This is a genomic window from Lysinibacillus sp. FN11 (assembly GCF_024628845.1).
In the GTDB taxonomy this organism is placed as follows: domain Bacteria; phylum Bacillota; class Bacilli; order Bacillales_A; family Planococcaceae; genus Lysinibacillus; species Lysinibacillus capsici.
In genome coordinates, this window is the sequence record NZ_CP102383.1 from 1779443 (window position 1) to 1802775 (window position 23333).

The window sequence follows — 23333 nt, forward strand, 5'->3', positions numbered from 1 at the left end:
AAAGAAGAACACTTTTTGTGTTCTTCTCCAAATTATCTACTTTGTGTCTGTAATGCTAAACGCACACCGAGACCGATATAAACGAAGCCAACTGTCTTTTCGAGCCAGTGTGAGCTACCGCTTGTTTTTGTAAAGATTTTTTCACCAATGAAGCTTGTAATAACTGCGAGTAGGATTGTATATAAAGCACTCATCACGACAAATGTTATACCGAGTGTTAGCAATTGGCTTGTGACAGATTGCTCGTTATGCTGAACAAATTGCGGTAGGAAGGCAAGGAAAAACAGTGCCGTCTTTGGATTGAGGATTTCTGCTAAAAAGCCTTGACGGAATGAAGTACTAGCAGGACTTTGTTCGACAGTCGGTTGCTCAATTTTCTTTGGCTTTGTGAGGAGCATCTGAATGCCTAAGTAAACAAGGTATGCCACACCAATATATTTCACCACTTCAAAGGCAGTGGCTGATTTCATTAAAATAGCAGAGAGACCTAAAACAGCCGCTAATGTATGAACCAAGTCACCAAGACCGATACCTAAAGCTGTATAAACACCATTCTTTTTTCCGCTTTTTAATGTTTGTGTAATGGTAATAATTACTGCAGGACCTGGAATTAAGAATAATAAAAGAACTATTGCGATAAAAGATAACATGCGAAACCATCCTATTCTAATAAACTAATCATTCTAGGGTGAATGCATGGAATATTATATTCTAGCTATTGTGTGGCTGTCGATAAAGAAATATTGAAAAAATAATGAAAAATAATTCAGAAAACTAATGAATAATACTAATGAAATTTTATTACCTAGTACTAATATTTAGTGTTAGAATAAGATTATAAAAATACGTTGGAGGAATTCATATGTTAACAAGTCAACAATTACAAGCTATTTTGCCACACCGTTATCCATTTCTTTTGGTAGACCGTATTGTGGAGTTAGAAGAGGGCAAGCGAGCAGTGGGGCTGAAAAATGTAACGATTAATGAAGCGTTTTTTAAAGGTCATTTTCCACAGTATCCTGTGATGCCAGGTGTGCTAATTGTTGAAGCATTAGCACAGGTTAGTGCAGTGATTATGCTGACAAAGGCTGGGAATGAGGGAAGATTAGGTTTATTGGCAGGAATTGATCATTGTCGCTTTAAAAAGCAAGTAAAGCCTGGTGATCAGCTACATCTAGAGGTGGAGATTACGCGTGTGAAGGGCGCTGTCGGGAAAGGCAGAGGGATTGCACTGGTAGATGGAGAAATAGTTTGTGAGACGGATCTTGTATTCGCTTTTGGATCTTAGAAAAATGGAGGTTCTTGGTTGAATTACACATTTATGCTTTATATCGCCATTTGTATCATGCAAATAACGCTATTGGTGAATTTTACGATTGCTAAAGGCACTTGGAATGGGCTAACTATGTGGCTCTGTACGGCGGTTTTTGTTTTCGCAACAGCTATTTTTGGATTAAGTAGAGGACGGCGAAAAGACACTCAAAAATAAACGACTTTGCTTCAATTCGTACTACACGGCTCTCTTTCCTTCATATAATAAATGGAGTGAAAGTTTTAATATGAGAGGATGAGGAGGTTTGAGGGTCGCTTTTATAGAACACAAAGAAGAACAGCTACAGCCAGAGCAAGCGTTGGCGCATGATTTCTGTGATCAATTTGTGCAGAAGATGCATAAAAATATATTGCATAAACAGCTTGATGAGGATGTATATCAGTCCTATTTTGTTATCCTTCAACAACAATATACAAGGCAAGAGCTGCGATTTATTGTCCATTTGTTAAAGGTACAGGCAAATGAGATAATCCGCATGAAGCCCATGTTTATTACCATGAGTGGTGTTATTTTATCCGTGCTAACATTGCTAGCTACAACCATGAATAGCAAGCTCATGATCGGCATGTCACTTGTCCAAATCGTTGCATTAGCCGTCTTGAGTTTTAATGTCGCCATTATATGGATTTCCTTTAAAATTGAAATCGAACATAAGCGGGTGCAGGCAGTGATTGCATTATTAGAATATTACGTAACAATTGTTTCCGAAGGGAGTGACCTTCATGCAAAAGACAGTTGAACAATTACATTATTGGCTTATAAAAGTACCAGAAGTATTTCGTGTGATGTTGGAAGCGGAAATAACACAACGACCTGCTCCAAATAAATGGTCCAAAAAGAAGTAATTGGTCATTTATGTGATTCGGCTATTGTCAATCTCGAACGATTTCTTCAAATGCAGTATGAAGCTTCACCCTATGTAGTGACTACATACGACCAAGTACAATGGGTCGCGTTACAGGGCTATCAGGAATTACCAATAGAAGATATTTTAATGTTGTGGACAAGCATCAATAAAAAAATCATGTATGTACTGGACCACCTTGCTGAAGAGACATTGGCCCAACCATGTGTGTTGAATCAACAACAAACAACGTTGAGATGGTTGATAGAGGAGTATATGCAACATCTGGCCCATCATATCCATCATCAAATTTTTAATGAATGAATGCGAAACATAAGCATTTTTTTAGGAAATCCTCAAATAATAAAGTACGAAAATAATTATTTGGGGACGTGAAAATTTGAAAAAGTTTTTATTGCTTTTACTACCACTTAGTCTAATCACGGTGTCGCTTTTTTATGTAAAAGTGAGTTCTTCTGAAAATAAAGGAAGAAAGTATTATGAGGAAGCAGGTCAAATTCTTTGGGAAATTCAGACAGATGAAAAAATCATTGCCTTAACTTTTGATGATGGGCCACATCGTAAATATACAGCGGAAATTCTTGATGTTTTAGACAAGTATAATGCAAAAGCAACCTTTTTTATTGTCGGTCAAAATGCAGAAAAAAATCCTGAGCTGATTACAAGAATGTATGACGAAGGACATGAATTGGCCAATCATACTTATACACACCCTTTAAGAACAAATGTTACCAATTTAATGAAAGAAATACAGCAAACAGATGAAGTGATTGCAGGGATTACAGGCTATCAGCCAACATTATTTAGACCAGTTGAAGGACAATATACAGATGCGATGATTGATGCAATTTCAAAAAAAGGCTATAAGGTTGTTATGTGGTCTTGGCATTTAGATACGCTTGACTGGAAAAGCCCTGGTGTTCATCGCATCGTGAATACGGTTTTAAAAGGTGTGAAGGCAGGTAATATTGTCCTATTTCATGACGGTGGGGAAATCGAGCACAAACGGTTCAGGCAATGCAACAAATCATACCAGAGCTTGAAAAACAGGGCTATCAGTTTGTGACAGTTTCTGAATTATTGGAAATCCAAAGGACACATAAGAAAATGGAAAAAAAACAGTAGTGTTGAAGCTGAAACGTCTTCAACACTTTTCTTTATGTAAAGGTTATTTAAGCATTTTTTTGATTTCTTTAAGCTCAGCAATTAAATAATCAATTTGTTTCTGCATATTATCTATTTTAACTGTTTGATTCCCATTTCCATTGCCATTATTAGGTTGAGAAGAATCATTGTTCGCGTTTTGGAGCGCTTCTAATGCGAGTCCCGCTGCAATGGTTTGTAAACCATCCCCTAATGTTGAAATGGCTGTGCCAATATAGGCTAGCTTAGCCGCATAAATTTCTATGGATTCATTGCCTTGGCTCGGTTTATTATTTCTCCCCATTATTCTTCCTCCTTACATTTGTCATTACTTGCATCATATGCGACAACAAGTGAAAAGGCGATTCCGATGATCGTTGAATGATTCACTTAAAATGGTAAAATTAGTACAATCAACGGATGGGGGGACTAGCATTGACACAACATATAGAGCTGATTGAAATGAATAGTGAGCTGTTAGAGGGGAAGGGCAGCTTTTGTTTATGAAGCAAGAAAAAAACAAAAGGCTATGATTAACCGTGCATTCCGTATATAAAAAACTGCAAAAACTCATGAATAATTCCTGATAGGATGCAACTTTTTTGGACACTGGCACGTTATATTCTTATAGCATTTCTATGATTCTTTGAGTTTTTTGTTGACTGCTACTAGGAAATGAGTAAAATTAAAAGGCAGTACCATAATATGCCTAAACTTAGTAGTATGATGGCTGAATAGGTGTTGGAATGCTAGTTAGAATGAAGCATGATCGGACAAGGTCTGTCATGAAATTTTGACAGTCTTTTTCTTTTCGTCTTCTGGATAACCTGTTAAGATGGTAGTAGTGTGACAACAAGTTAGTGTAAATGAGAGTGGTGACAATCAAGATGGATGAACAGAAAAAAGAAAGTACAGAACAGCAGCAGGAGCCGACTCCAGCTGAAATAAAGCCAGCAGGACAATTTATACAACTGAAACCGTTTAAATTTATCATGCTAATGTTCTTTACAATTCTTATTACGGCAGGTTTAACAATATTTGCGTTAACCTTTGGTGATAAGAAAGTAGTAGAAGTGAAAGTTCCGATTGAACGAGAGGAATTTACAAAATTATATGAAGCATTTGATTTACTGAAAAATAACTATTACCAAGATATTGACGATGAAAAAGTGGTCGATGGTGCGATCAATGGTATGTTTGATGCATTAGGCGATCCTTATTCCGATTTCATGGTAAAGGAAGAAGCGGATCAATTTAATTCTGGCTTATCTTCGAGCTTCCAAGGAATTGGTGCAGAAATCCAAGAACGTAATGGTTATATTACAGTTGTGTCACCTATCAAAAATTCTCCTGCTGAAAAGGCAGGCTTATTACCAAAAGATATTATCTTAACAGTTGATGGGAAAAGTATTCAGGGCTTAAGTGCAACAGAGGCAGTTGCACTCATTCGTGGCGAAAAAGGAACACCCGTAAAATTAACGGTAAAACGTGGCGAAAATACGGAACCTATTCAAATGACGATTGTTCGTGATGACATCCCAGTCGAAACCGTTTATGGTGAAATGCTGGATGGCAATATTGCCCATATTCAAGTTACATCATTTAGTGAACAAACTGCCCAAGAGCTTGAAAAAATCCTTACTGAGTATGAAGGCAAAAGAATGAAGGGCATTGTATTAGATTTACGTCAAAATCCTGGTGGCTACCTAAAGGCTGCAGTCGATATCTCTAATTTCTTTGTACCAGAAGGAAAGGCGATTGTGCAGGTACAAGAAAAAGATGCGGAGCCTCAAATTACAAATGCCATTGCAGGTAAAAAATATAACCTACCGATTACGGTACTAGTTGATAGTGGCAGTGCTTCAGCCTCTGAGATTTTGGCAGGAGCATTAAAAGAGTCAGTTGGTGCTAAAGTTGTTGGTGAAACCTCATTCGGTAAAGGAACTGTCCAAAATGTTACACCATTAAAAGACGGCTCTAATTTGAAATTTACGACAGGTAAATGGTTAACACCGAAGGGCAACTGGATTAATGAAAAAGGAATTGTGCCTGATGTCAAAGTTGCGTATCCATCCTATGCCTCTTTACCATACTTGAATGCCTCTTTAGAAATGAAGACAGGCCTACAATCTGAATCTGTGAAAGCAGCAGAGGAGATGCTTCAGGTGCTAGGGTATGAGCCTGGTGAAGTAGATGGGATCTTTGATGACAATACCGCACAGGCAGTTGAAAAACTACAAGCAGCGAACAACCTTGAAGAAACAGGCATTCTAACAGGTAATACAACGTATGCATTAATGGATGCGTTACGTGCAAAAATGAAAGCTGATGATCCTCAGTTACTAAAAGCGAAAGAGCTTCTTGTAGGAACAGCCGAAAAAACAGAGGAAACAACAAACTAACAATGTAGCTGTCGCAACAGTTGTCTTTCACGGCATCTGCGACAGCTTTTTTTATAGGAGGAGCTAACATGAAAGATGTGTACCTATTTAGTGGCTTTTTAGGGAGTGGCAAAACATCCATGCTGACAGATGTCATTCGCCAGCTAAAAGAAAAGAATTTAAAGCCTGCTGTTATTATGAATGAGCTCGGGAAGCTACCATTTGACTCACAGGCAGTGGAAAAAGATATCCCGCTCAAGGAGATGCTAGAGGGCTGTATTTGCTGTTCAGGTGCTGAAAAAACAGAGGCACAAATTCAATCTCTTCTATTAGATAGTGATTTTGATGTGCTCATTATCGAAACAACAGGTGCAGCACATCCTGTAGAAGCTTTGGATGCCGTTTTTTCACCGCTTTTTGCAGATCAGCTCAATGTGAAAGGTATTATTACGGTGGCGGATTCTAAGCTCTGGCTACACCGTGATACGTTAACACCTCAAGTGCGCTCTTTATTTCTAGAGCAAATTCGCCATGCACATCTATTATTAGCAAATAAAACAGACTTATTAACAGAGGCAGAGCAAGGTCAGGTGGTCTATGAACTGCAGGGCTTAAACCCCCATGCCTTTATACTGCAAACAACAAATGGACGTGTACCACTCAGCTTATTAGAGGGGCTGAAGGCAACGACACAGGTCGATAAAGCAGATATAGTTAAAGCACCAATAGCCTCAATGCAGCTAGGCTCTCGCTTAATAGATTTCACAGATCAGGAATTTACACAGGAGCAGTTTGAAGATTGGGTGCGTGCATTACCTGAAACGATTTATCGTATGAAAGGCTATGTACCAATTAAGGGCATCAAAAACCCAATGTTGTTCCAATATGCTTATGGAATGGTGCAATGGCTCCCAGAATATCTAAAAATGCCAGCAAAACTTGTTATTATTGGAGAGAATGTCGTTTCTTTACCTGTTATTGGGACCAATTGAAGAATAAAGCAACCTGTGAATTTTGCACCGGAACAACCCGTGTAGCTTTACACAGGTTGTTTTATTTTTATGTAAACGGAATGTAACGATTTTGTAACACGATTGTAATATTAGGCTACGACACTAGCCATCTCTAGGGTGATGCAAAGAGAAAAATGAAGCAAGGCGGTTAAAAAATGAGTGTATAAAACATACATTTTTTATTCATATTAGCTGTTTATTTTCTAAAATATTTACGAGTTTAGGAGGGGTGTCAACCCTCTTTCAAACGTAAGTATTTCATAGATTGGTGAAACCTGCTAAAAAATAACGCAAAAAAAACGTGGTTTTTCGCGCATTTTCTTCTTCGTTGGTGCAGTTAGCAGATGTTGGTAAGATTTTAATGAAAATCATCCCTTACGATTAGTGGCAGAGAAGGAGGAATTGCAAACATGAAAAAAACACTAACTGCAATTTGTGCAACATTTCTTTTAGCAGCTCCAATTCAAATAGCTTCTGCTGCTGCCAATACAACAGAGGGGAATTCCGTACAGCAATCAACAAACTGTAATGTTTATTATTATAAATGGTCAAACAATAATCATAAGTGGACGATTAAGCTTCCACAGGCATCTACACCATCTAATGAGACGCCAACAACAAATAATACAACACCAACAAAGCCAAATAATAATCAATCATCACAAAATGAAAAGCCAGCAACACCACCAACTACTTCAACACCATCAACAACAACTTCAGATGTGAACGCATTTGAACAAGAAGTAGTAAAATTAACAAACGCTGAGCGTACAAAAGCTGGTTTATCACCACTTCAAACAGATGCAAAATTAATGGCTTGCAGCTCGTGAAAAATCACAAGATATGCAAAGTAAAAACTATTTCTCACATACGAGCCCAACATTTGGTTCACCATTTGATCGTATGAAAGCTTTAGGCATCGCTTATAAAGCTGCAGGTGAAAACATTGCTCAAGGTCAACGTTCACCACAAGAAGTAGTACAAGCATGGATGGATTCACCAGGACACCGTGCGAACATTTTAAACGGTAAATTTACACACATCGGTGTAGGTTATGTGAAATCAGGTAACTACTGGACACAACAATTTATCCAAAAATAATCATTTATGAATAGAAAGATGCTCTACAAGTCTTTAAAGGCTTATAGAGCATCTTTTTTTATTGAATTAATGGTAAAATTTGATGAGAAAGGGAGGATAGAATTGAAACAATATAGCATAGCAATGGCGATTTTCTCCTTAGCCGTGTCGTTTTTAATAGGAAGCTGGCTCATCGCCACTAGTTTAAAAGAGCAGCCAAAGGAATCCGTGCGACACCAGCTTTTGTCACAAGAAGAGGCTGCTGATTATTTAGGAATCAGTGTAGTGGAAGTGCTAAAATTAACAGAAGTGCCAGATGGATCAAATAGTTACATAAGCGAAATCCCTCATGTGAAGGTAGGAGACAAAGTCTATTATCCGAAGCAAGCCATTGATCGCTGGCTATTGGATATGGAATTAATCGTAGTACCTTAAGAAAAACACATGAACTATTTCTTTGGATAGGGGGCATGACCTAATAAAAAGAGCGCTTCACCCTCGAAAAGGAGCGGTTATCCTGATAAAAAGAGCGCTTCACCCTCGAAAAGGAGCGGTTATCCTGATAAGAAGAGCGCTTCACCCTCGAAAAGGAGCGGATATCCAAATAAAAAGAGCAGTCCCCCTAAAAAAGAGCGGTTCTCCAGCGAAAAAAGGTCGATGAAACTTTTCTTTCTCTTTTCTAAATAGTAGTTTTTAAACTGTATTTTGGGGGAATTGATAAATAAGTAGTGGGTAAAAAGTAGGGAGAGGTGAGATGGATGAAAAAGCCGAATCTATTAAAGCAATTTTTTACAAAGGAAGAAAGACCACATACGATTGCGCTGGCAACAGCTCAAGACCATGGTTTATTTTCATATGCCATGTCCTTTGCCAAGTATCACCCCGATATGATGATTGTGTTTTCGGCAGATGGCGAAATTATTTACGTCAATCAAGAAGCACTCTATGAACTATTACAAGATCGACCTAGTCATGCTGAAGATTTCAAGAAAATTCTGACTGATGTAGATTATAAACGATTAAAAAGAGCGTTCAATCGAACATTACGAGGAAAGTCGGTCAAAATTGATATTGAAAGACTACAGCATCAAGGACAAAATCTAAGCCTAGTACTGACATTTATACCAATCAAAAATGACGACAATCAGGCGGAGGGGCTCTATTTAATCATTGAAGATATGTCCACGTATTCAGCCATGAAGCATCAGTTAATGCTCCATGAGAAGCATTTAAATTACGCCCAGCATATTGCGGCAGTTGGGAGCTGGGAGTACTTTATTCAGCATGACAAACTGTTTTGCTCGGATAATTTTTATCATATTTTTGGCTTTGCACGTTCAGATAACGATGGTATTGATCACGTTTTCCAGTTCATTCATCCAGATGATTATGAAAGGACATATGATGCATTTAATCATGCTCGAAAAGGGACTAATTTTGACAGTGACTTCCGAATTTATCACGGTAAAACCAATGAACTGCGTTTTCTACAGGCGGCCGCTGAAGTCATTTGGAAGGATGACAAGCCCTTTAAGATGATTGGGGTTGTCAAAGACGAAACGGCTTTCAAATTACTTGAGAAAACGCTAAATGATACATTAGCCAACTATCATTCTATCTTTGACAATTTAGATGCAGGGATTTGGATGCGAGATTCCATTCGTGGCAATATGCTGTTCGCCTCTAAAGGACTGGAAGGAATTCTAGGTATTCCATTAGCCAGGCTTTACGAAGACTCAGAAGTATGGATTAATATGATTCATCCTGCGCATCGTGAGGAAGTATTAGCGTATACAGATCATCTCGCTTCAGGCAAAAGCTATCAAGTGATTTATCGTATCCTAACGGGGGAGAATCCGACAAAGTGGTTACTGGAACAGATTGTGCCGAGACTAGATCAGCAAGGGGAGGTCAACCATATTTTCGGCTTAGTAACGGATATTACAAAGGAGATTGAACGGGAAAAGAAGCTTAATTATTTAGTGTATTATGATGAATTGACAGGTTTACCAAATCGCTTGAGCTTACATGATAAAGTTGATACCTTATGCTTAGCTGGCGAACCCTTCGCACTATTATATATTTCGATTAACCGCTTTCATATCTTAAATAATGCGCTAGGTACAAAAATTGGTGATGAGCTTCTGCGCACGGTGACCAACTACTTTTCAACACTAACAGATGATCACAGTTACATGGCACGTTTAGACAATCAGCATTTTATCATTGTCATTAAAAAATATGTGAGCAAGCAACATATTTACGCGCTGGCTAGCCGTATACTGAAAACCTTTGATACACCTTTTTCGATAAAAGACTATCGCTTGCACCTATCTGCTAGCATAGGTATTGCTTTTTACCCAGAGGAGGGCTTAACGAGAAATATTTTATTAGAAAATGCATATTCAGCTTTATGCTATGCGCAACAGCAGGGAAGGAATCGTTTTCATATTTATGCCTTTACAGAGGATATTACTTCCTATAAACAGTACGTGTTAGACCGAGATATGCGACAAGCCATGTTAAATGAGGAATTCGAATTATATTTCCAACCATTGGTGGAGCCGCAAAAGGGGGTTATCAACGGTGCAGAAGCGTTAATTCGTTGGCATCATAAAGAATGGGGCCTTGTGTCACCTGGTGAATTTATTCCATTAGCGGAAGAAAACCATATGATTCACATCATTACAGATTGGGTGATTAAAAAAGCATGTGTGTTGTTACAGCACTGGAAGCAGCAAGGGCATGTGCTGCGAACAATTAGTATTAAGATATCGCCAATCCGTCTGATGAAAAAGGGCTTTATTCAGTTTGTCCAAGAGCAATTACAGGTAAATTCGATTGACGCTCATTATATACAGTTCGAGATTAGCGAAAGTACCATCTTAAAAAATAGTACAAGTGTGATGGCCGTTCTCAAAGAATTACAAGACATCGGTGTTAAAATTGCTATTGGTGATTTTGGAACAGGCTACTCTTCCTTAGAATCATTGCGAACATTCCAACCAACGACACTCCATATCTATGAAGCGTTTATCCGTGAAATTCGTTATGATCGTCCGATTGAAAATGGACTCATTTCAACAACGATTTATTTAGCCAAAATGCTTGGTATTCAGGTTGTGGCAAAAGGAGTTGAAAGTTACGAGCAATTTATCTTTTTAAAGCAGCAAGAATGTGATTATTTGCAAGGTAGTATTTATACGAAGGCTGTTCCCGCGAAAGCCTTTGAAAAAATGCTGGTACAAGGCATTTTAACACCACAAAAAGCCATTGTTCATAAAAAACCTGTGGTGGAACGGCGCAAATATTATCGTTTTCAATTCCCGGCCTATGTGAAGGGCTTCATGACGATTATCGAAATGAATGAGCAAAAAATTAATATCGGTCATACGCCGATCATCATTGAAAATATTAGCTTAGGCGGGATGAAGATTCGCTCTTCTTTGAAGCTACCCGTTAATCAAACGATGAAATTTAAATTTAGCTTTATTTTAATGAATCAATCATTTAACCTAGAGGGTACTTTTAGATGGACCTTAGAAGAAAAATACCAAATCTATTCTTATGGCGTCGCCTTCAATTTGACGCAGGAGGATGAAGGAAAATTAGCCCCAATTATCAATCGAATGACAGCATTGCATAATCACCATGAAAAAATAGAGGGAACGCCCTTTATGTATGAGGATATTGAAGCTTATTTTAAAAAATAGCTGATCATGAAGATGCCCAAATGTTCTAGAGGGCATCTTTTTTTCATGGCGTGGAATCACACGAACTAAGCGTTTGAAATACACGAAAAATGCTTATACTCTCCAGTAGAGGAGGCGTTTTATGGATAAAGTGGAGTATATGATGAAAAGCCTACAAAAAGCATTCTACCATTCCTCGGATTTGACCGTCAGACAAATAGATTGGCATGAAGGGGACACGGCTATTTTATGCTTTTACGCTTCTCTTGTTGATGCGAAGGAAGTACAAAAAATACTGGATACGATTTATGCACGTTTAGATACAGAAAAACCTTTTTGGAGTGAAACCCTACTTACAACACTCGATAATTTTGCGCTACCGCAAGCGATTGAACGGGTTTGCCAAGGTGAAACGCTCGTGATTTTGCCTGATACGGGAAAAATGCTGACGTTAGCGATTACCAATGAAGTTCGTCGTAACCTTGAGGAGCCAAACAATGAACATATTCTGCGAGGCTCCCATGAGGGTCTTGTGGAGCGGGCGGATACCAATTTAACGTTGATACGAAAGCGAGTGAATAATCCCGCTCTTGTGGTCAAATCTTTTACAATTGGACAACAAACTAACACAAAAGCTTATTATCTCTATATGGATGGAGTCATACAGCCTGAGACCTTACAAGAGATGGAAAAGCGGATTGCGGACATTAAAATCGACTATTTTTATAGTATTGGTCAGTTAAGTGATGCACTAGAGGATTCCGTGTTATCGCCGTTTCCGCAATTGTTAAATACGGAGCATCCAGATCGTGTGGTAGCCCATTTAGTGGAGGGTAAGGTTGTGGTCATGACCAATATTTCGCCGTCTGCCTTGATTGGCCCTGTGACATTTTCTCTTTCTATCAAACACCTGATGACTATAATAGTCGGGTAGTGGTTGGCTCTTTTTATAAAATAGTGCGTTTACTGTCATTTGTAACGGCGGTTTTTTTACCAGCATTTTATATTGCTGTGATTAGCTTTCACTTTGAGGTATTACCCTTAGAATTAAGTAATCAAGTAAAAAATGATGTTAATGATATACCTTATCGACCGTTAATTGAAGCACTGATACTTGAGATTATTATGGAGCTCATTCGAGAATCAAGTATTCGTTTACCACAATCAGTAGGGCAAACGATTGGGATCGTAGGGGGATTAGTGATAGGAGATGCCATTGTAAGTGCGGGACTCGTGTCGAACTTAATGGTCATTGTTGTCGCCTTAACGGCCATTTCAAGCTATGTTGTCCCGTCTGTTGAATTGAATAGCACGATTCGCATGCTCCGTTTTCCGTTTATGCTACTTGCCTCATTATTTGGGTTTTTAGGCATTGTGGTAGGGGTTGTCATCCTATTAATTCATTTAATTAGTTTAACGTCATTGAAACAGCCGTATTTTTCACCTATCGTACCTTTTCAACCGAAAGCTGTTTATAAAATTTTTTACGCTGGCCATTCATTAAACCGACAGTCCAAGTCACTTCCTTTCAACCACCGAAAGATGAAAAGGGAAAAAATGAGGATACACCATGAATTTTTCTCTATCAAAGGCACAATTTTTTTTACTACTCTTTATCATTCAGACAGGTGTTGTCTACATTGCCTTTCAAACACCGTTAATCATATACAGCCAACATAGTGCATGGTATGTCTTCTTCCTTGCTAGCATCTTCCATTACGGCTTGCTGTTATTTTTTGAACGCTATTATCAATTTTTCTTTTTAAATGGGTTCTTTCGCTGGGTCTATCTTATCTATTGGTTATTAATAACAGCTGTATTAATTGCCTATATGGGGTATGTTCTGGCCTCATGGGTCTTGCCCCAAACACCTGAATGGATTGTTGTCATGATGATTGTAGGGCTCTCTTTGTATGCCAATTTAGTTAGACCAGAAACCATCATCAATATTGGTGTCATGCTAATTCCTATCATTTTCCTCTTTGTCATTTTTTTAATGCTGGCTATTCCAGATTTAACGTGGAGTAATCTTTTTCCCGTTGAGTGGAACAATACTAGGCAAATCATGGCGGGCATGATTCATAGCATGTATGCTTATTTTGGGATTGAAATGTACCTCCTTTATCGTCCATTTCTCAAACAGGATTTACAAGTGAAGGGAAAGCCCTTATTGATTTACCAACTTGTCATTTTTATCTTTTATTTTATTTCGGTTGTCTTTACACAAATGTTCTTTGCTTTGGAGGAGGTTCAACTGATACCAGAGCCTATTATGTATATATTAAAATCACAGGAAGTGACTTTTGTAAAACGGCTGGATATTTTTTTCATCTATATTTGGCTTTCGTGGTCCATTGTTACGGTTATGATCTTTGGTTTGTCCTTTCGTGTGCTTTATTTGTCAAAAAAGCGAAAGCATCCGAAAAGATTTATTGTTATTTATCATCTTCTCTTAGCCATCCTACCGCTACTTGTCATGCAATTTCAGCGCATTGAGTTTATCAAAAATTCTATACACTACGTACTCATAGTGTTTACGATTCTACTACCAATGATGATAATTTGTTGGAATAAATGGAGGGGAAAACGTGTATCGTAAAGGGATTATGCTCCTCTTGTCTATGTTACTTTTAACTGGCTGTTGGGATGAACGACTTTATAAAAACGCTTCCGTTGTGACGCTCGTTGGGGTGGACGGATATATAGGGGCATACAAGGGATATTATGCCTATCCGAATACAGCAGCTCAGCAAAATGAAGTGATTGAAGCGGACGGTATTTCACCAAGAGATGTACGGAATCAAGCCAATTTAAAAGTAGAACAAACACTTGATTTATCTGAGCTATCGACCATCCTTGTATCGGATCAAACGGTAAGAGAGCCTCTTTATGATATTTTAGATATTTATTTTCGTGATCCCCAAAACCCGATTTCGATAAAAATAGCTGTAACTGAAGGGGATGTCAAGCCGTTTATTGAGCTAACAAAGGATTTAGCAGGGGGTGCAGGAGGCTATTATGAACGTTTTATGGAAAGCACAGAGGAAAATACAATTTTTCCGAAATTAGATTTACAGACGGTTGGCTCCATGCTATTTGAACAGACAATTGATATTGCACTACCTTATATTCAGTTAAGTGAGGATAAAAAGCATGCTGTTGCGGCAGGCGTTGCTTTGTTCTCAGGTCAAACGTTTACGGGTACAGTATTAACACCAAAACAATCGCTCACGATGCTTCTCTTAATGAATCAACCTAGCAAACAAGCACGGATGAGCTATATGTGGAAACATGATGGAAAAGCGATGCCAATAACGGCTGATGTCATTCATATCAAGCGTCAATGGAGGGTGAATGAGGAATTAAAAAGAATAGACATGGATTATCTCATCGAGGTAGAAATTGAGGAATTTGCACATGACCATTTATATAAAGACCCCATTTTCAAGGAGGTTCAGCAGTTGATTCAAGACCATGTGCAGGCAGAGTTTGAGGAGGTTTTGCGAATTCTTCAAGTTCAGCAATCGGATATGTTGGGGATTGGTCGATATATTCGTGCTTATCACCCCAAGATGTTTCAGAAGGATTGGCATACTATCTATGCATCCTTACAGCTAGTGCCGTCTGTTCAAGTGAAAATCATTCGTACAGGTGTTTTACGCTAAAAAATCGCCTTTCTCAAGTTAGAGAAAAGCGATTTTTTTGTCGTTAAACAGTGACTCTTTTTTGAACAATCAACAGACGGATTAAAAGAGTAACCGCACCCATTGTTAAACCTGCCACAAGGCCAATCCAATAGCCAAATGGCCCGAAATCCGTGTGTGTGGCAAGGGTATACCCAACTGGCAAGCCAATCACCCAATAAGATATAATGGCCATGATAAACGTGATCATGACATCTTTATAGCCCCTCAATGCGCCTTGTACTGGTGCTTGTATCGCATCAGATAGCTGGAAAATGGCTGCGTAGACTAAAAATTGTACGGCATATTCAAGTACCATCTTATCTGTCGTATACATATGTGCTACAGGTTCACGTAAAATAAACAAAATACAAGCTGATATAAAGCTAAATAAAATGGCTGTGCCGACACATAGATAGCTATACATACGAGCATCTCGCATGCGACCAGCGCCGATCTCAAAACCTACTAATATTGTGACACCCATAGAAATACTGAGCGGAACCATGTATAACAGAGAAGTGAAATTGATAGCAATCTGATGGGCTGCGATGATTTCTGTGCTAAAATTACTCATCATCATGGTCACAGCAGAAAATATACTCGTTTCTGCAAATAGGGATATACCGATCGGTACCCCAATTAATAAAATTTCCTTCCATCGAAACCATTCAAGCTTAGGCCAATCATGAAACAGGCGGAATCGTTCGAACGGTACTCGTTTAGCGATGATCCATACAGTAATCATGAATATTAGCCAGTACGTTATTGCTGTCGCTACACCTGCCCCGATGCCGCCAAGCTTAGGTGCACCGAATTTGCCGAAAATAAAGATATAGTTCAGCATGATATTAATTGGCGTTGTCATTAAGGTAATGATCATCGTGACCCGTGTCTGACCAAGAGCGTCAATAAAGCAACGCATCACAAAAAATAAGAAAAGTGGCAAAAGACCAGCACACATCGCATAGATGTAGCCTTTTGCAATGTTATGTACAGCAGATTCTAAGTTCATCTTACTAAGTATCCAATCAATGCCAAAGAAGAGTCCTGTAAAAATAAGGATCGCTAGCAATATGGCGACATAAATGCCTTGCTGGACTGCCTTTTTTGCATCCATCTCTTTTTCGCTCCCACAAGCTGGGAGACAATTGGGGTAATAGCTAGGAGTATACCTGAAAGTCCAGTATAAATCGGCATCCATATGGAGGAACCAATCGAAACACCTGCTAAATCAACCGTCCCGTAACGACTAGACATTAAAATATCAAAAAATGAAATAAGATAAATAGCTACCTGTGTCACTAAAATAGGGACAATCATTTTTAAAAGCAGCACGTATTTTTCCTTAATTGTGGATGTTTGATACATATTTTCTACTTCCTTCATGAACATAATGAACAAGTATAGCATATGTAAAGAGAGAAAAGCTGAAATTTTCATGCTTCATCTATATCTTTTCGTCAGCATATAGTAAAATAGAACACTGTAAACAAAAAGTAGTGCTAACTACAATGGTTTTTAAGGAATAGGAGAATTTGTGTGAAACAACAAACAATCATTTTAACCGGTGGTGGGACAGCTGGCCATGTATCGTTAAATCAGGCGATACTCCCGTCTTTACTAGAACTTGGTTATGATGTCCACTATATTGGCTCAGAGCAAGGTATTGAAAAAGAATTAATTGGCGAGGCGTTCCCCGATGTTCCGTTTTATGGCATTGCGAGTGGTAAATTGCGTCGTTATTTTTCCATGAAAAATTTTACAGATCCATTTAAAGTGCTTGCTGGAATGATGCAGGCTTTTCGTATTATAAAAAAAGTAAAGCCACAGGTTGTCTTTTCAAAGGGAGGGTTTGTCTCTGTACCCGTTGTGATGGCAGCGAAATTAGCAGGTGTGCCAGTCGTCATCCATGAATCTGATGTCACACCTGGTCTTGCCAATAAAATAGCCTTACCTTTTGCTTCACATGTATTCACGATTTTTGAAGAAACACTGAAGCATTTACCTCAAGAGAAGGCTACTTGCACAGGCTCCATTATTCGTCCTGAGTTATTTGAGGGAGAAAGAGCAAGGGGGCTATCTTTCTGCGGCTTTTCTACTTTAAAGCCTGTTTTACTTGTTATGGGAGGGAGTTTAGGCTCTGTTGTCTTAAATGAGGCACTACGTAAAAACTTACCAGAGCTCCTCAAGCAATTTCACATCATTCATTTATGTGGGAAGGGGAATTATGATCAAGCACTGGAGGCAATGCCAGGCTACAAGCAATTTGAGTATGTGACAACAGAGTTACCTGATTTACTGCATGCTGCAGACTTTATTGTGTCACGAGCAGGCTCTAACTCCATTTTTGAATTTTTAGCGCTTCACAAGCCGATGCTATTAGTACCTCTCTCAGCGCAAAAAAGCCGTGGGGATCAAATTTTAAATGCCAACTTGTTTAAAAACAAGGTTACGCAGAAGTGCTACAGGAAGACGAGTTGACAAAGGAATCTTTTATGAAGTCTGTTCATACACTAACAGAGCGTAAAGTGGAAATGGTGGAGACAATGGCAAAAACGCAAAAACCAAAAACACCAGATGAAATGGCGTCATTAATTTTACGGTATAAGAAATAAGTGCTATTTGAAAAAGAAAAGAAGCTATGAGGTAGGTCGAAATGACAAAACCTTATAGCTTCTCTTTTATATATACACACTACATTGCTTGCTCTTCGCCTTCTTGCATTTGATGTGCTGTTGTTAGGTAGAATAAATCTTTTGGTATTTTAAATAAATTAAATTGTGCCTCACCGCTATTAACCTGCGCTAATAATGTTGGATGACTTTCATTGGCACTCACCACATAAGGAAGCTTTAAAGCAGCACGCTGTGATTTTAAATTTTCAACACGTATACGGAGAAAGACCGTATGAAAATTATAGTCAAAAAATAACTCGTTCAAAAATAACATTTTTGCTTTTTGATTATAACCTTTACCTTGGTAAGGGAGTCCAATCCACGTTCCTAGAAAGCCTGCACCGTCCTCCACATCGTGAATACTAATGGTGCCGATTGGTTGACCCCAATCATCAGTTATGGTCCTCGAGATAGCGAGTCCTCTCGCTTCCTCTTCAATCAGTTGTTTTGTCATAAACCAATATTCATCAGCGGATGTGGCTTTTTGACGGACAAAAGGGAATACAGAAGGGTGTGATAATAGCTCATAAAGCTCTGTACATTCATGCAGGTCTCGATGTTTAAGCATACGAAACGCCTCCTTTACTAGGGTAGTTAAAACAATTCCGTTGAAGCATAAAGAAGAAAACTAAAATTCGTACTGGAATTAAAACCCAAAGAACTAGACGTTATAACTATGATATTCCATAATCTCCCGCTGTCTTACTGATTTCGACCATACCGAAAAAAGGCTAGTTTTTTAAATATAATATAACATATTATCTGTTCGATGCAATCATTTTGCTCGTAAAAAAACAAAATTTGAGGTTAATTGTCAGTATATTCTGACAAGTGAAGCGAGATTATCCATAAAATTGTTGTTTTATAGCCTTAAGTCTAACCTATCAATTTTATCTAATATTAATCATTTATCTACATCTTTAGTAGGATTGGTTGCTTGTTAGAATAGGTAATATATCAAATATTATCCTTAAAAGGATATAATTTTTATGATTCTAGAAAGGTAATTTTTTATTTTTATGTTATAATAGTAGTATTATTTTTATTCTAACAACACATACATACGAACATTTCTATCATGATGGCAATGGCTTTTCTGGAGGTGACAGCATGGAGTATATTTTAAGCGAAGATTTCTTTAACTCATTATTTATTGGCAAGGATTTTGTTTTTCTCGTGAAAAAAGTAGGGGACGATTATCAATATATTCGCTTAAATCAAGCAGCTCAAGATCTGTTATCGAATGAGGCGATTGGCAAAATGATTTCGACCGTTACCTCAAAGCGTAATTTTTTGATCATTCAGAAAAATTACCATGAGGCCATTAGAGAACATAAACAGGTTGACTATGTAGATTATGCATATGTTCAATCGGAGGTTCGTAAATATGAAACATCCGTCAGACCGTTGAAATATAAGAATGAAGACTATATATTAGCCATCACGAAGGAAATACTCTATGACCGCAGTATTGAAGATAAATTTTTATTTATGCGGTCCATGTTTGACCATGCCTTTTTCTCAACAGTCATTTTATCGGCTGAAGGAATGATATACGAAGTGAATTCAAGCTTTATGGAAGATTTTCAATTAGATAATGAAGCCGTCAAACAGAAAATGTTTGTGGATTTACCGATTATTCCAAAGGAAGAAGTTGAACAAATTAAAATTTGTTTGCAAAAAGCTGCAAGAGGGGAAAACGTTGGTGAGAAGTTTATTAAATTGCATACATTGGACCAGCAGGAACGTATGTATTTACTGTCACTATCACCAGTGATGCAGGATGATAATTCATTTGCCATTTTTCTTATCATGCAAGATTTTACACAATTTACTTTACAAAAAGCAGAATTACGTTCGAAGTCTCATGGACTAGAGGTCTTTAAATCTGCATTAAATTCAGCTACGGCCATTGCTGTATTAGATCGTAAGGGTAACATTACCGAAGTGAGTGAGATGTTTTTACAGGCTTCTGGCTACACGGCGGAGGAGTTAATCGGTCAGCCCTACGCATTGATCGAACCTCGATTCCGTGGGCAAAACCTTTTTCAAATAATTGAAGATAAGCTGGATACGATGGGAATGTGGCGTGGAGAACTTTGCTATCGAACGAAATATCATGCCGATTACTGGGTAGAAGCTACCATTGTTCCATTAAAAGATGAGTTTGGTCAAATTGAACAAATTTTAACCATTAACTATGATATTACGGATAAGAAAAGAATGTTCACAGAATTAAAAAATATTGAACGTACTTTCCGACTTATCACAGAAAATACAAATGATTTAATTGTGATTACTAATGAAGATGGCATCATTATTTATGCTTCCCCGTCCTATGGTATTTATTTAGGTTATGAAAATGTAGAGCTACAAGGACAGTTTTACAGTGACATTATTGATCGAGAAAGTAAAGACGAATGGCAAACATTCTTAAATAATTATACAGGGCAAACAGATTCACAGTTTGAACTTTTACTGAAGGCGAAAGATGGAACCCCGATATGGACAGAAGGAAATGTCACGGTTGTGCATGATCCTGAACGTGAAAAAGTTTCCCAAATTATGATGGTGTCTCGTGAAATTACGCATCGCAAAGAAAGGGAAAATGATTTGCTATATCTAGCGTATCATGATGCTTTAACTCAGCTACCTAATCGGCGTTTTTTAGAAAAGGAGTTTCCTAAAATCCTAGCAGAAGCAAATGAAAATCAAACCTGTGTGGCGATGCTCTATATAGACGGTGATGATTTTAAAGAAGTAAATGATCACTTTGGCCATGAGACTGGCGATGCGTTTATTCAGCGATTCGGCAGTTCCTTGAACAAAACTGTTCGTAGCCATGATATGGTTATTCGAATAGGTGGCGATGAATTTATTGTCATCTTAACGGGCTTAACAAGAGATCAAGAAAAAAGACATCATCAAATTATGCATATAATTCGACGCATACGCGATGAATTAGCAGAAGGCTGGATGATAGAGGACCATCTTTTTACACCAACTGCTTCAATTGGCATTGCCTATTACCCAGACCATGCTCAAACATTGGATCAGCTAATGGATTTAGCTGACCAAGCATTATATAAATCAAAAGAGTCGGGGAAAAACAACCTCTCTATTTCCGACATACACTAAAAAGTCTGTCCACAAGGTTTTCCTTGTGAGACAGACTTTTTATTTGATGTTATGCTATAACAGTATAGGGATAAAAATCCTACATCGTTATTTTGGAATAGAAGGTGATACGATGCCTAAGAAGATATTGTTGGTAGAAGATGAAAAGCATATCGCTCGTTTTGTGGAACTTGAATTACAACACGAAGGCTATGAAGTGAAAACTGCCTTTGATGGTCGAGAAGGATTGTCTTTGGCAACGTCGGAAAATTTTGATGTACTTTTACTGGATGTGATGTTACCAAGTATTAATGGGATAGAGATTTGCCGCCGTATCCGAACACAATCACAAGTGCCGATCATTTTATTAACGGCACGAGATGCTGTGATGGATCGTGTAGCAGGACTCGATGCTGGGGCTGATGACTATATCGTCAAGCCATTTGCGATTGAAGAGCTGCTGGCTAGAATACGGACGATTTTACGTCGTGTCACGCCAGAGCAGACAAACAGTGAATCTTTATGCCTACGGGATATTGAAATAGATGTAGCTGCCTATGAAGTTTTCGTTCAGGGGAATAAACTTGATCTAACAAAGACAGAATATGACTTATTGAAACTATTAATCGAGCACAAAAATAGAGTATGCACACGAGAGCATATTTTAACATCCGTTTGGGGCTATGATACGGATATCGAGACCAACGTGGTAGATGTTTATATCAGACATTTACGTACAAAGCTCCCTGGGGCGATGAATGATTATATTGAAACCGTTCGCGGTGTTGGGTATGTGATGCGAGAATGAATAAGTTAAGAAATTATTTACGTCATCAGTCCCTGCAAAAAAAATGGATGCTGACCTCAAGCAGTGTCATCTTTATTAGCTTTACGATTATTTGTGTAGTCGTCTATCTTTCTCTGCATACATGGTTATTAAACGATGAGGAGAGTAAGGTCAATCGGACAAGTAAGGATATCATTTCTTTTTTAGAGTCCCAAGGTCCTACAATTACCATTCAGCAAATTCAGCACAATACGGGCTTGCTCAAATCGATTGCGGATCGTGATGAGACGGTCCGAATATTTAATGCTGATGGGGTGGATATTTTACGAATCAATGATACCTCTGCTGCTGCACCACTTAATTCATTGCAAGAAATTTTTGAGATGACCATTGATAAGCAAGATGTGTTGGTCATTAATGAACCGATTCGGATGGGTTTTTTCCAAGGCTATATTCAAGTGATTCACCCGTTAACTAGTTTTCAATCTCTCATGCGTTATCTCTTGACAGCCATGCTGATTGCAGGGTTAGGAGCCTTAGTGTTATCTGGCTCTATTGGCTATTATCTCGCGAACTATTTAATGAAGCCACTGCACGAATTGCGAGCATCCATGAAAACTGTGATGGATCAAGGATTTAACGAGCCTATACAGCTATCCTATACATCACATGACGAAATTGGTGATTTACTGAAGATGTACAATGCCATGATGAATGAGCTGCAAATCTCATTTACCCAGCAGCAACAATTTGTCGCCGATGCTTCTCATGAGCTGCGTACGCCCATTCAAGCAATTGAAGGGCATCTTTCTCTTTTAAAAAGATGGGGCAAACATGATCCTGCTATATTAGAGGAATCCATTGATACCTCCTTAACAGAAATTGCTCGTATGCGCAAAATGATTGAAGAATTATTAGAACTTGCACGGCGTGAGGAAAAAGATGAAACAAGTGAGGCCGATGCACTAGTGGTCATCGAAGCAGTGATGGATGAGGTAAAGCTTGTTCATCCTCAAGCGCGAATGTCGCTGTCGAAACATGGTGAAATAGGTCCGTTATTTATTACCGAAAATGCACTAAGTCAAATCGTTCGTAATATAATAGAGAATGCTATTCGTTATTGTGAAAAAATTCCTGAGATACAAATTTCTATTTCTGTTGCTGGAAATTATGCATGTTTAGAAATTACTGATAATGGTATAGGAATAGCACAAGACAATATTCCGTTTATCTTTGATCGTTTTTATCGAGTGGATGAAGCAAGAAATCGCCAAATTGGTGGAACAGGCTTAGGGCTTAGTATTTCGAAGATGTTACTTGAAAAATATAATGCCACAGTAGAAGTCAAGAGTGAGGTTAATATTGGAACCGTTTTCTTGCTGAAAATCCCGCTAAAATATTAAGAAAAATACATGCTTTATTTCATTATTCTATCCTTTGCGAAAAAAATTGCTTAATTTGCTAAAAAGAGTTGTATTTTTTGTGAAGAGTAGTAAGATTGAGATGGAAAAAACGTTCTTTAAAATATGGAAAAGTAGTGTGAAACATTCTTTTAAAGAAC

General features: G+C 38.2%; 18 protein-coding genes and 4 pseudogenes. 18 read left to right on the top strand and 4 right to left on the bottom strand.

The window, feature by feature from the left end; all coding sequences use genetic code 11:
- Positions 1-32: 32 nt before the first annotated feature.
- On the bottom strand, positions 33-650 hold the full coding sequence (locus tag NP781_RS09565) for a LysE family translocator (protein ID WP_257522120.1): 618 nt from the start codon (positions 648-650) through the stop codon (positions 33-35).
- Positions 651-862: 212 nt separating this feature from the next.
- Between NP781_RS09565 and fabZ the strand changes: the two genes are divergently transcribed.
- From fabZ to NP781_RS09595, 6 genes are all read left to right on the top strand, one after another.
- Complete coding sequence (gene fabZ / locus NP781_RS09570; protein WP_221682244.1) at positions 863-1288, top strand: 3-hydroxyacyl-ACP dehydratase FabZ; 426 nt, start codon at positions 863-865, stop codon at positions 1286-1288.
- Positions 1289-1306: 18 nt separating this feature from the next.
- On the top strand, positions 1307-1489 hold the full coding sequence (locus tag NP781_RS09575; protein WP_221682243.1) for a hypothetical protein: 183 nt from the start codon (positions 1307-1309) through the stop codon (positions 1487-1489).
- 88 nt (positions 1490-1577) lie between these two features.
- Positions 1578-2072, top strand: coding sequence for a hydroxymyristoyl-ACP dehydratase (locus tag NP781_RS09580; protein WP_221682241.1), 495 nt, complete (start codon positions 1578-1580; stop codon positions 2070-2072).
- Complete coding sequence (locus NP781_RS09585; protein ID WP_257522121.1) at positions 2056-2178, top strand: hypothetical protein; 123 nt, start codon at positions 2056-2058, stop codon at positions 2176-2178. The genes NP781_RS09580 and NP781_RS09585 overlap by 17 nt, the downstream gene beginning before the upstream one ends.
- Positions 2160-2501, top strand: a complete 342-nt coding sequence (locus NP781_RS09590; RefSeq protein WP_257522122.1) for a DinB family protein — start codon at positions 2160-2162, stop codon at positions 2499-2501. Before NP781_RS09585 ends, NP781_RS09590 begins: the two co-directional genes overlap by 19 nt.
- A gap of 76 nt (positions 2502-2577) precedes the next feature.
- Entirely contained in the window at positions 2578-3264 is a 687-nt protein-coding gene (locus tag NP781_RS09595; RefSeq protein ID WP_373880543.1) for a polysaccharide deacetylase family protein, read from the top strand.
- A gap of 102 nt (positions 3265-3366) precedes the next feature.
- Here NP781_RS09595 and NP781_RS09600 read toward each other — a convergent pair whose 3' ends face one another.
- On the bottom strand, positions 3367-3645 hold the full coding sequence (locus NP781_RS09600; protein ID WP_221682229.1) for a translation initiation factor 2: 279 nt from the start codon (positions 3643-3645) through the stop codon (positions 3367-3369).
- A gap of 583 nt (positions 3646-4228) precedes the next feature.
- Between NP781_RS09600 and NP781_RS09605 the strand changes: the two genes are divergently transcribed.
- The 8 genes and pseudogenes from NP781_RS09605 to NP781_RS09640 all read left to right on the top strand — a co-directional run bounded on the left by NP781_RS09605 (position 4229) and on the right by NP781_RS09640 (position 15172).
- Positions 4229-5743 (top strand): lmo1851 family serine protease, encoded by a 1515-nt coding sequence (locus NP781_RS09605; RefSeq protein WP_257522123.1) that lies wholly within the window; start codon positions 4229-4231, stop codon positions 5741-5743.
- A gap of 68 nt (positions 5744-5811) precedes the next feature.
- Positions 5812-6714: a CobW family GTP-binding protein gene (locus NP781_RS09610; RefSeq protein ID WP_257522124.1), complete on the top strand. Its 903-nt coding sequence runs from the start codon at positions 5812-5814 to the stop codon at positions 6712-6714.
- A gap of 431 nt (positions 6715-7145) precedes the next feature.
- Positions 7146-7836 (top strand): annotated as a pseudogene (locus NP781_RS09615) (CAP domain-containing protein).
- Between the two features lie 102 nt (positions 7837-7938).
- Positions 7939-8250, top strand: coding sequence for a helix-turn-helix domain-containing protein (locus NP781_RS09620; RefSeq protein WP_257522125.1), 312 nt, complete (start codon positions 7939-7941; stop codon positions 8248-8250).
- Positions 8251-8573: 323 nt separating this feature from the next.
- The gene (locus NP781_RS09625; protein ID WP_257522126.1) at positions 8574-11528 is read left to right on the top strand and encodes an EAL domain-containing protein; all 2955 of its coding nucleotides are present in this window, start codon (positions 8574-8576) and stop codon (positions 11526-11528) included.
- Between the two features lie 142 nt (positions 11529-11670).
- Positions 11671-13187, top strand: a pseudogene (locus tag NP781_RS09630) (spore germination protein).
- The gene (locus NP781_RS09635; RefSeq protein ID WP_257522127.1) at positions 13078-14106 is read left to right on the top strand and encodes a spore germination protein; all 1029 of its coding nucleotides are present in this window, start codon (positions 13078-13080) and stop codon (positions 14104-14106) included. Before NP781_RS09630 ends, NP781_RS09635 begins: the two are co-directional and overlap by 110 nt.
- Positions 14096-15172, top strand: coding sequence for a Ger(x)C family spore germination protein (locus tag NP781_RS09640; RefSeq protein WP_221682203.1), 1077 nt, complete (start codon positions 14096-14098; stop codon positions 15170-15172). Before NP781_RS09635 ends, NP781_RS09640 begins: the two co-directional genes overlap by 11 nt.
- A gap of 43 nt (positions 15173-15215) precedes the next feature.
- Here the strand turns inward: NP781_RS09640 and NP781_RS09645 are convergent.
- Positions 15216-16633, bottom strand: a pseudogene (locus NP781_RS09645) (MATE family efflux transporter).
- Between the two features lie 99 nt (positions 16634-16732).
- On the opposite strand from NP781_RS09645, the pseudogene NP781_RS09650 reads away from it, so the two are divergent.
- Positions 16733-17808 (top strand): annotated as a pseudogene (locus NP781_RS09650) (undecaprenyldiphospho-muramoylpentapeptide beta-N-acetylglucosaminyltransferase).
- A 79-nt stretch (positions 17809-17887) separates the two neighbouring features.
- On the opposite strand, the gene NP781_RS09655 reads toward NP781_RS09650, so the two are convergent.
- Positions 17888-18436 (bottom strand): GNAT family N-acetyltransferase, encoded by a 549-nt coding sequence (locus NP781_RS09655; RefSeq protein ID WP_004230128.1) that lies wholly within the window; start codon positions 18434-18436, stop codon positions 17888-17890.
- A 542-nt stretch (positions 18437-18978) separates the two neighbouring features.
- Between NP781_RS09655 and NP781_RS09660 the strand changes: the two genes are divergently transcribed.
- The 3 genes from NP781_RS09660 (at position 18979) to NP781_RS09670 (ending at position 23175) form a co-directional block, all read left to right on the top strand.
- Entirely contained in the window at positions 18979-21006 is a 2028-nt protein-coding gene (locus NP781_RS09660; protein WP_257522128.1) for a diguanylate cyclase domain-containing protein, read from the top strand.
- Positions 21007-21118: 112 nt separating this feature from the next.
- A complete protein-coding gene (locus NP781_RS09665) occupies positions 21119-21793 on the top strand; it encodes a response regulator transcription factor (RefSeq protein ID WP_004230122.1) in 675 nt (224 codons plus the stop codon).
- Positions 21790-23175 (top strand): HAMP domain-containing sensor histidine kinase, encoded by a 1386-nt coding sequence (locus NP781_RS09670; protein ID WP_221682189.1) that lies wholly within the window; start codon positions 21790-21792, stop codon positions 23173-23175. The genes NP781_RS09665 and NP781_RS09670 overlap by 4 nt, the downstream gene beginning before the upstream one ends.
- Positions 23176-23333 lie beyond the last annotated feature (158 nt).

Bases quoted from the DNA above. Each gene is read 5' to 3' on its own strand.
- NP781_RS09565 (WP_257522120.1), bottom strand. From the start codon at position 650: ATGTTATCTTTTATCGCAATAGTTCTTTTATTATTCTTAATTCCAGGT.
- fabZ (WP_221682244.1), top strand. From the start codon at position 863: ATGTTAACAAGTCAACAATTACAAGCTATTTTGCCACACCGTTATCCA.
- NP781_RS09585 (WP_257522121.1), top strand. From the start codon at position 2,056: ATGCAAAAGACAGTTGAACAATTACATTATTGGCTTATAAAAGTACCA.
- NP781_RS09590 (WP_257522122.1), top strand. From the start codon at position 2,160: ATGGTCCAAAAAGAAGTAATTGGTCATTTATGTGATTCGGCTATTGTC.
- NP781_RS09600 (WP_221682229.1), bottom strand. From the start codon at position 3,645: ATGGGGAGAAATAATAAACCGAGCCAAGGCAATGAATCCATAGAAATT.
- NP781_RS09605 (WP_257522123.1), top strand. From the start codon at position 4,229: ATGGATGAACAGAAAAAAGAAAGTACAGAACAGCAGCAGGAGCCGACT.
- NP781_RS09610 (WP_257522124.1), top strand. From the start codon at position 5,812: ATGAAAGATGTGTACCTATTTAGTGGCTTTTTAGGGAGTGGCAAAACA.
- NP781_RS09625 (WP_257522126.1), top strand. From the start codon at position 8,574: ATGAAAAAGCCGAATCTATTAAAGCAATTTTTTACAAAGGAAGAAAGA.
- NP781_RS09635 (WP_257522127.1), top strand. From the start codon at position 13,078: ATGAATTTTTCTCTATCAAAGGCACAATTTTTTTTACTACTCTTTATC.
- NP781_RS09655 (WP_004230128.1), bottom strand. From the start codon at position 18,436: ATGCTTAAACATCGAGACCTGCATGAATGTACAGAGCTTTATGAGCTA.
- NP781_RS09660 (WP_257522128.1), top strand. From the start codon at position 18,979: ATGGAGTATATTTTAAGCGAAGATTTCTTTAACTCATTATTTATTGGC.
- NP781_RS09665 (WP_004230122.1), top strand. From the start codon at position 21,119: ATGCCTAAGAAGATATTGTTGGTAGAAGATGAAAAGCATATCGCTCGT.
- NP781_RS09670 (WP_221682189.1), top strand. From the start codon at position 21,790: ATGAATAAGTTAAGAAATTATTTACGTCATCAGTCCCTGCAAAAAAAA.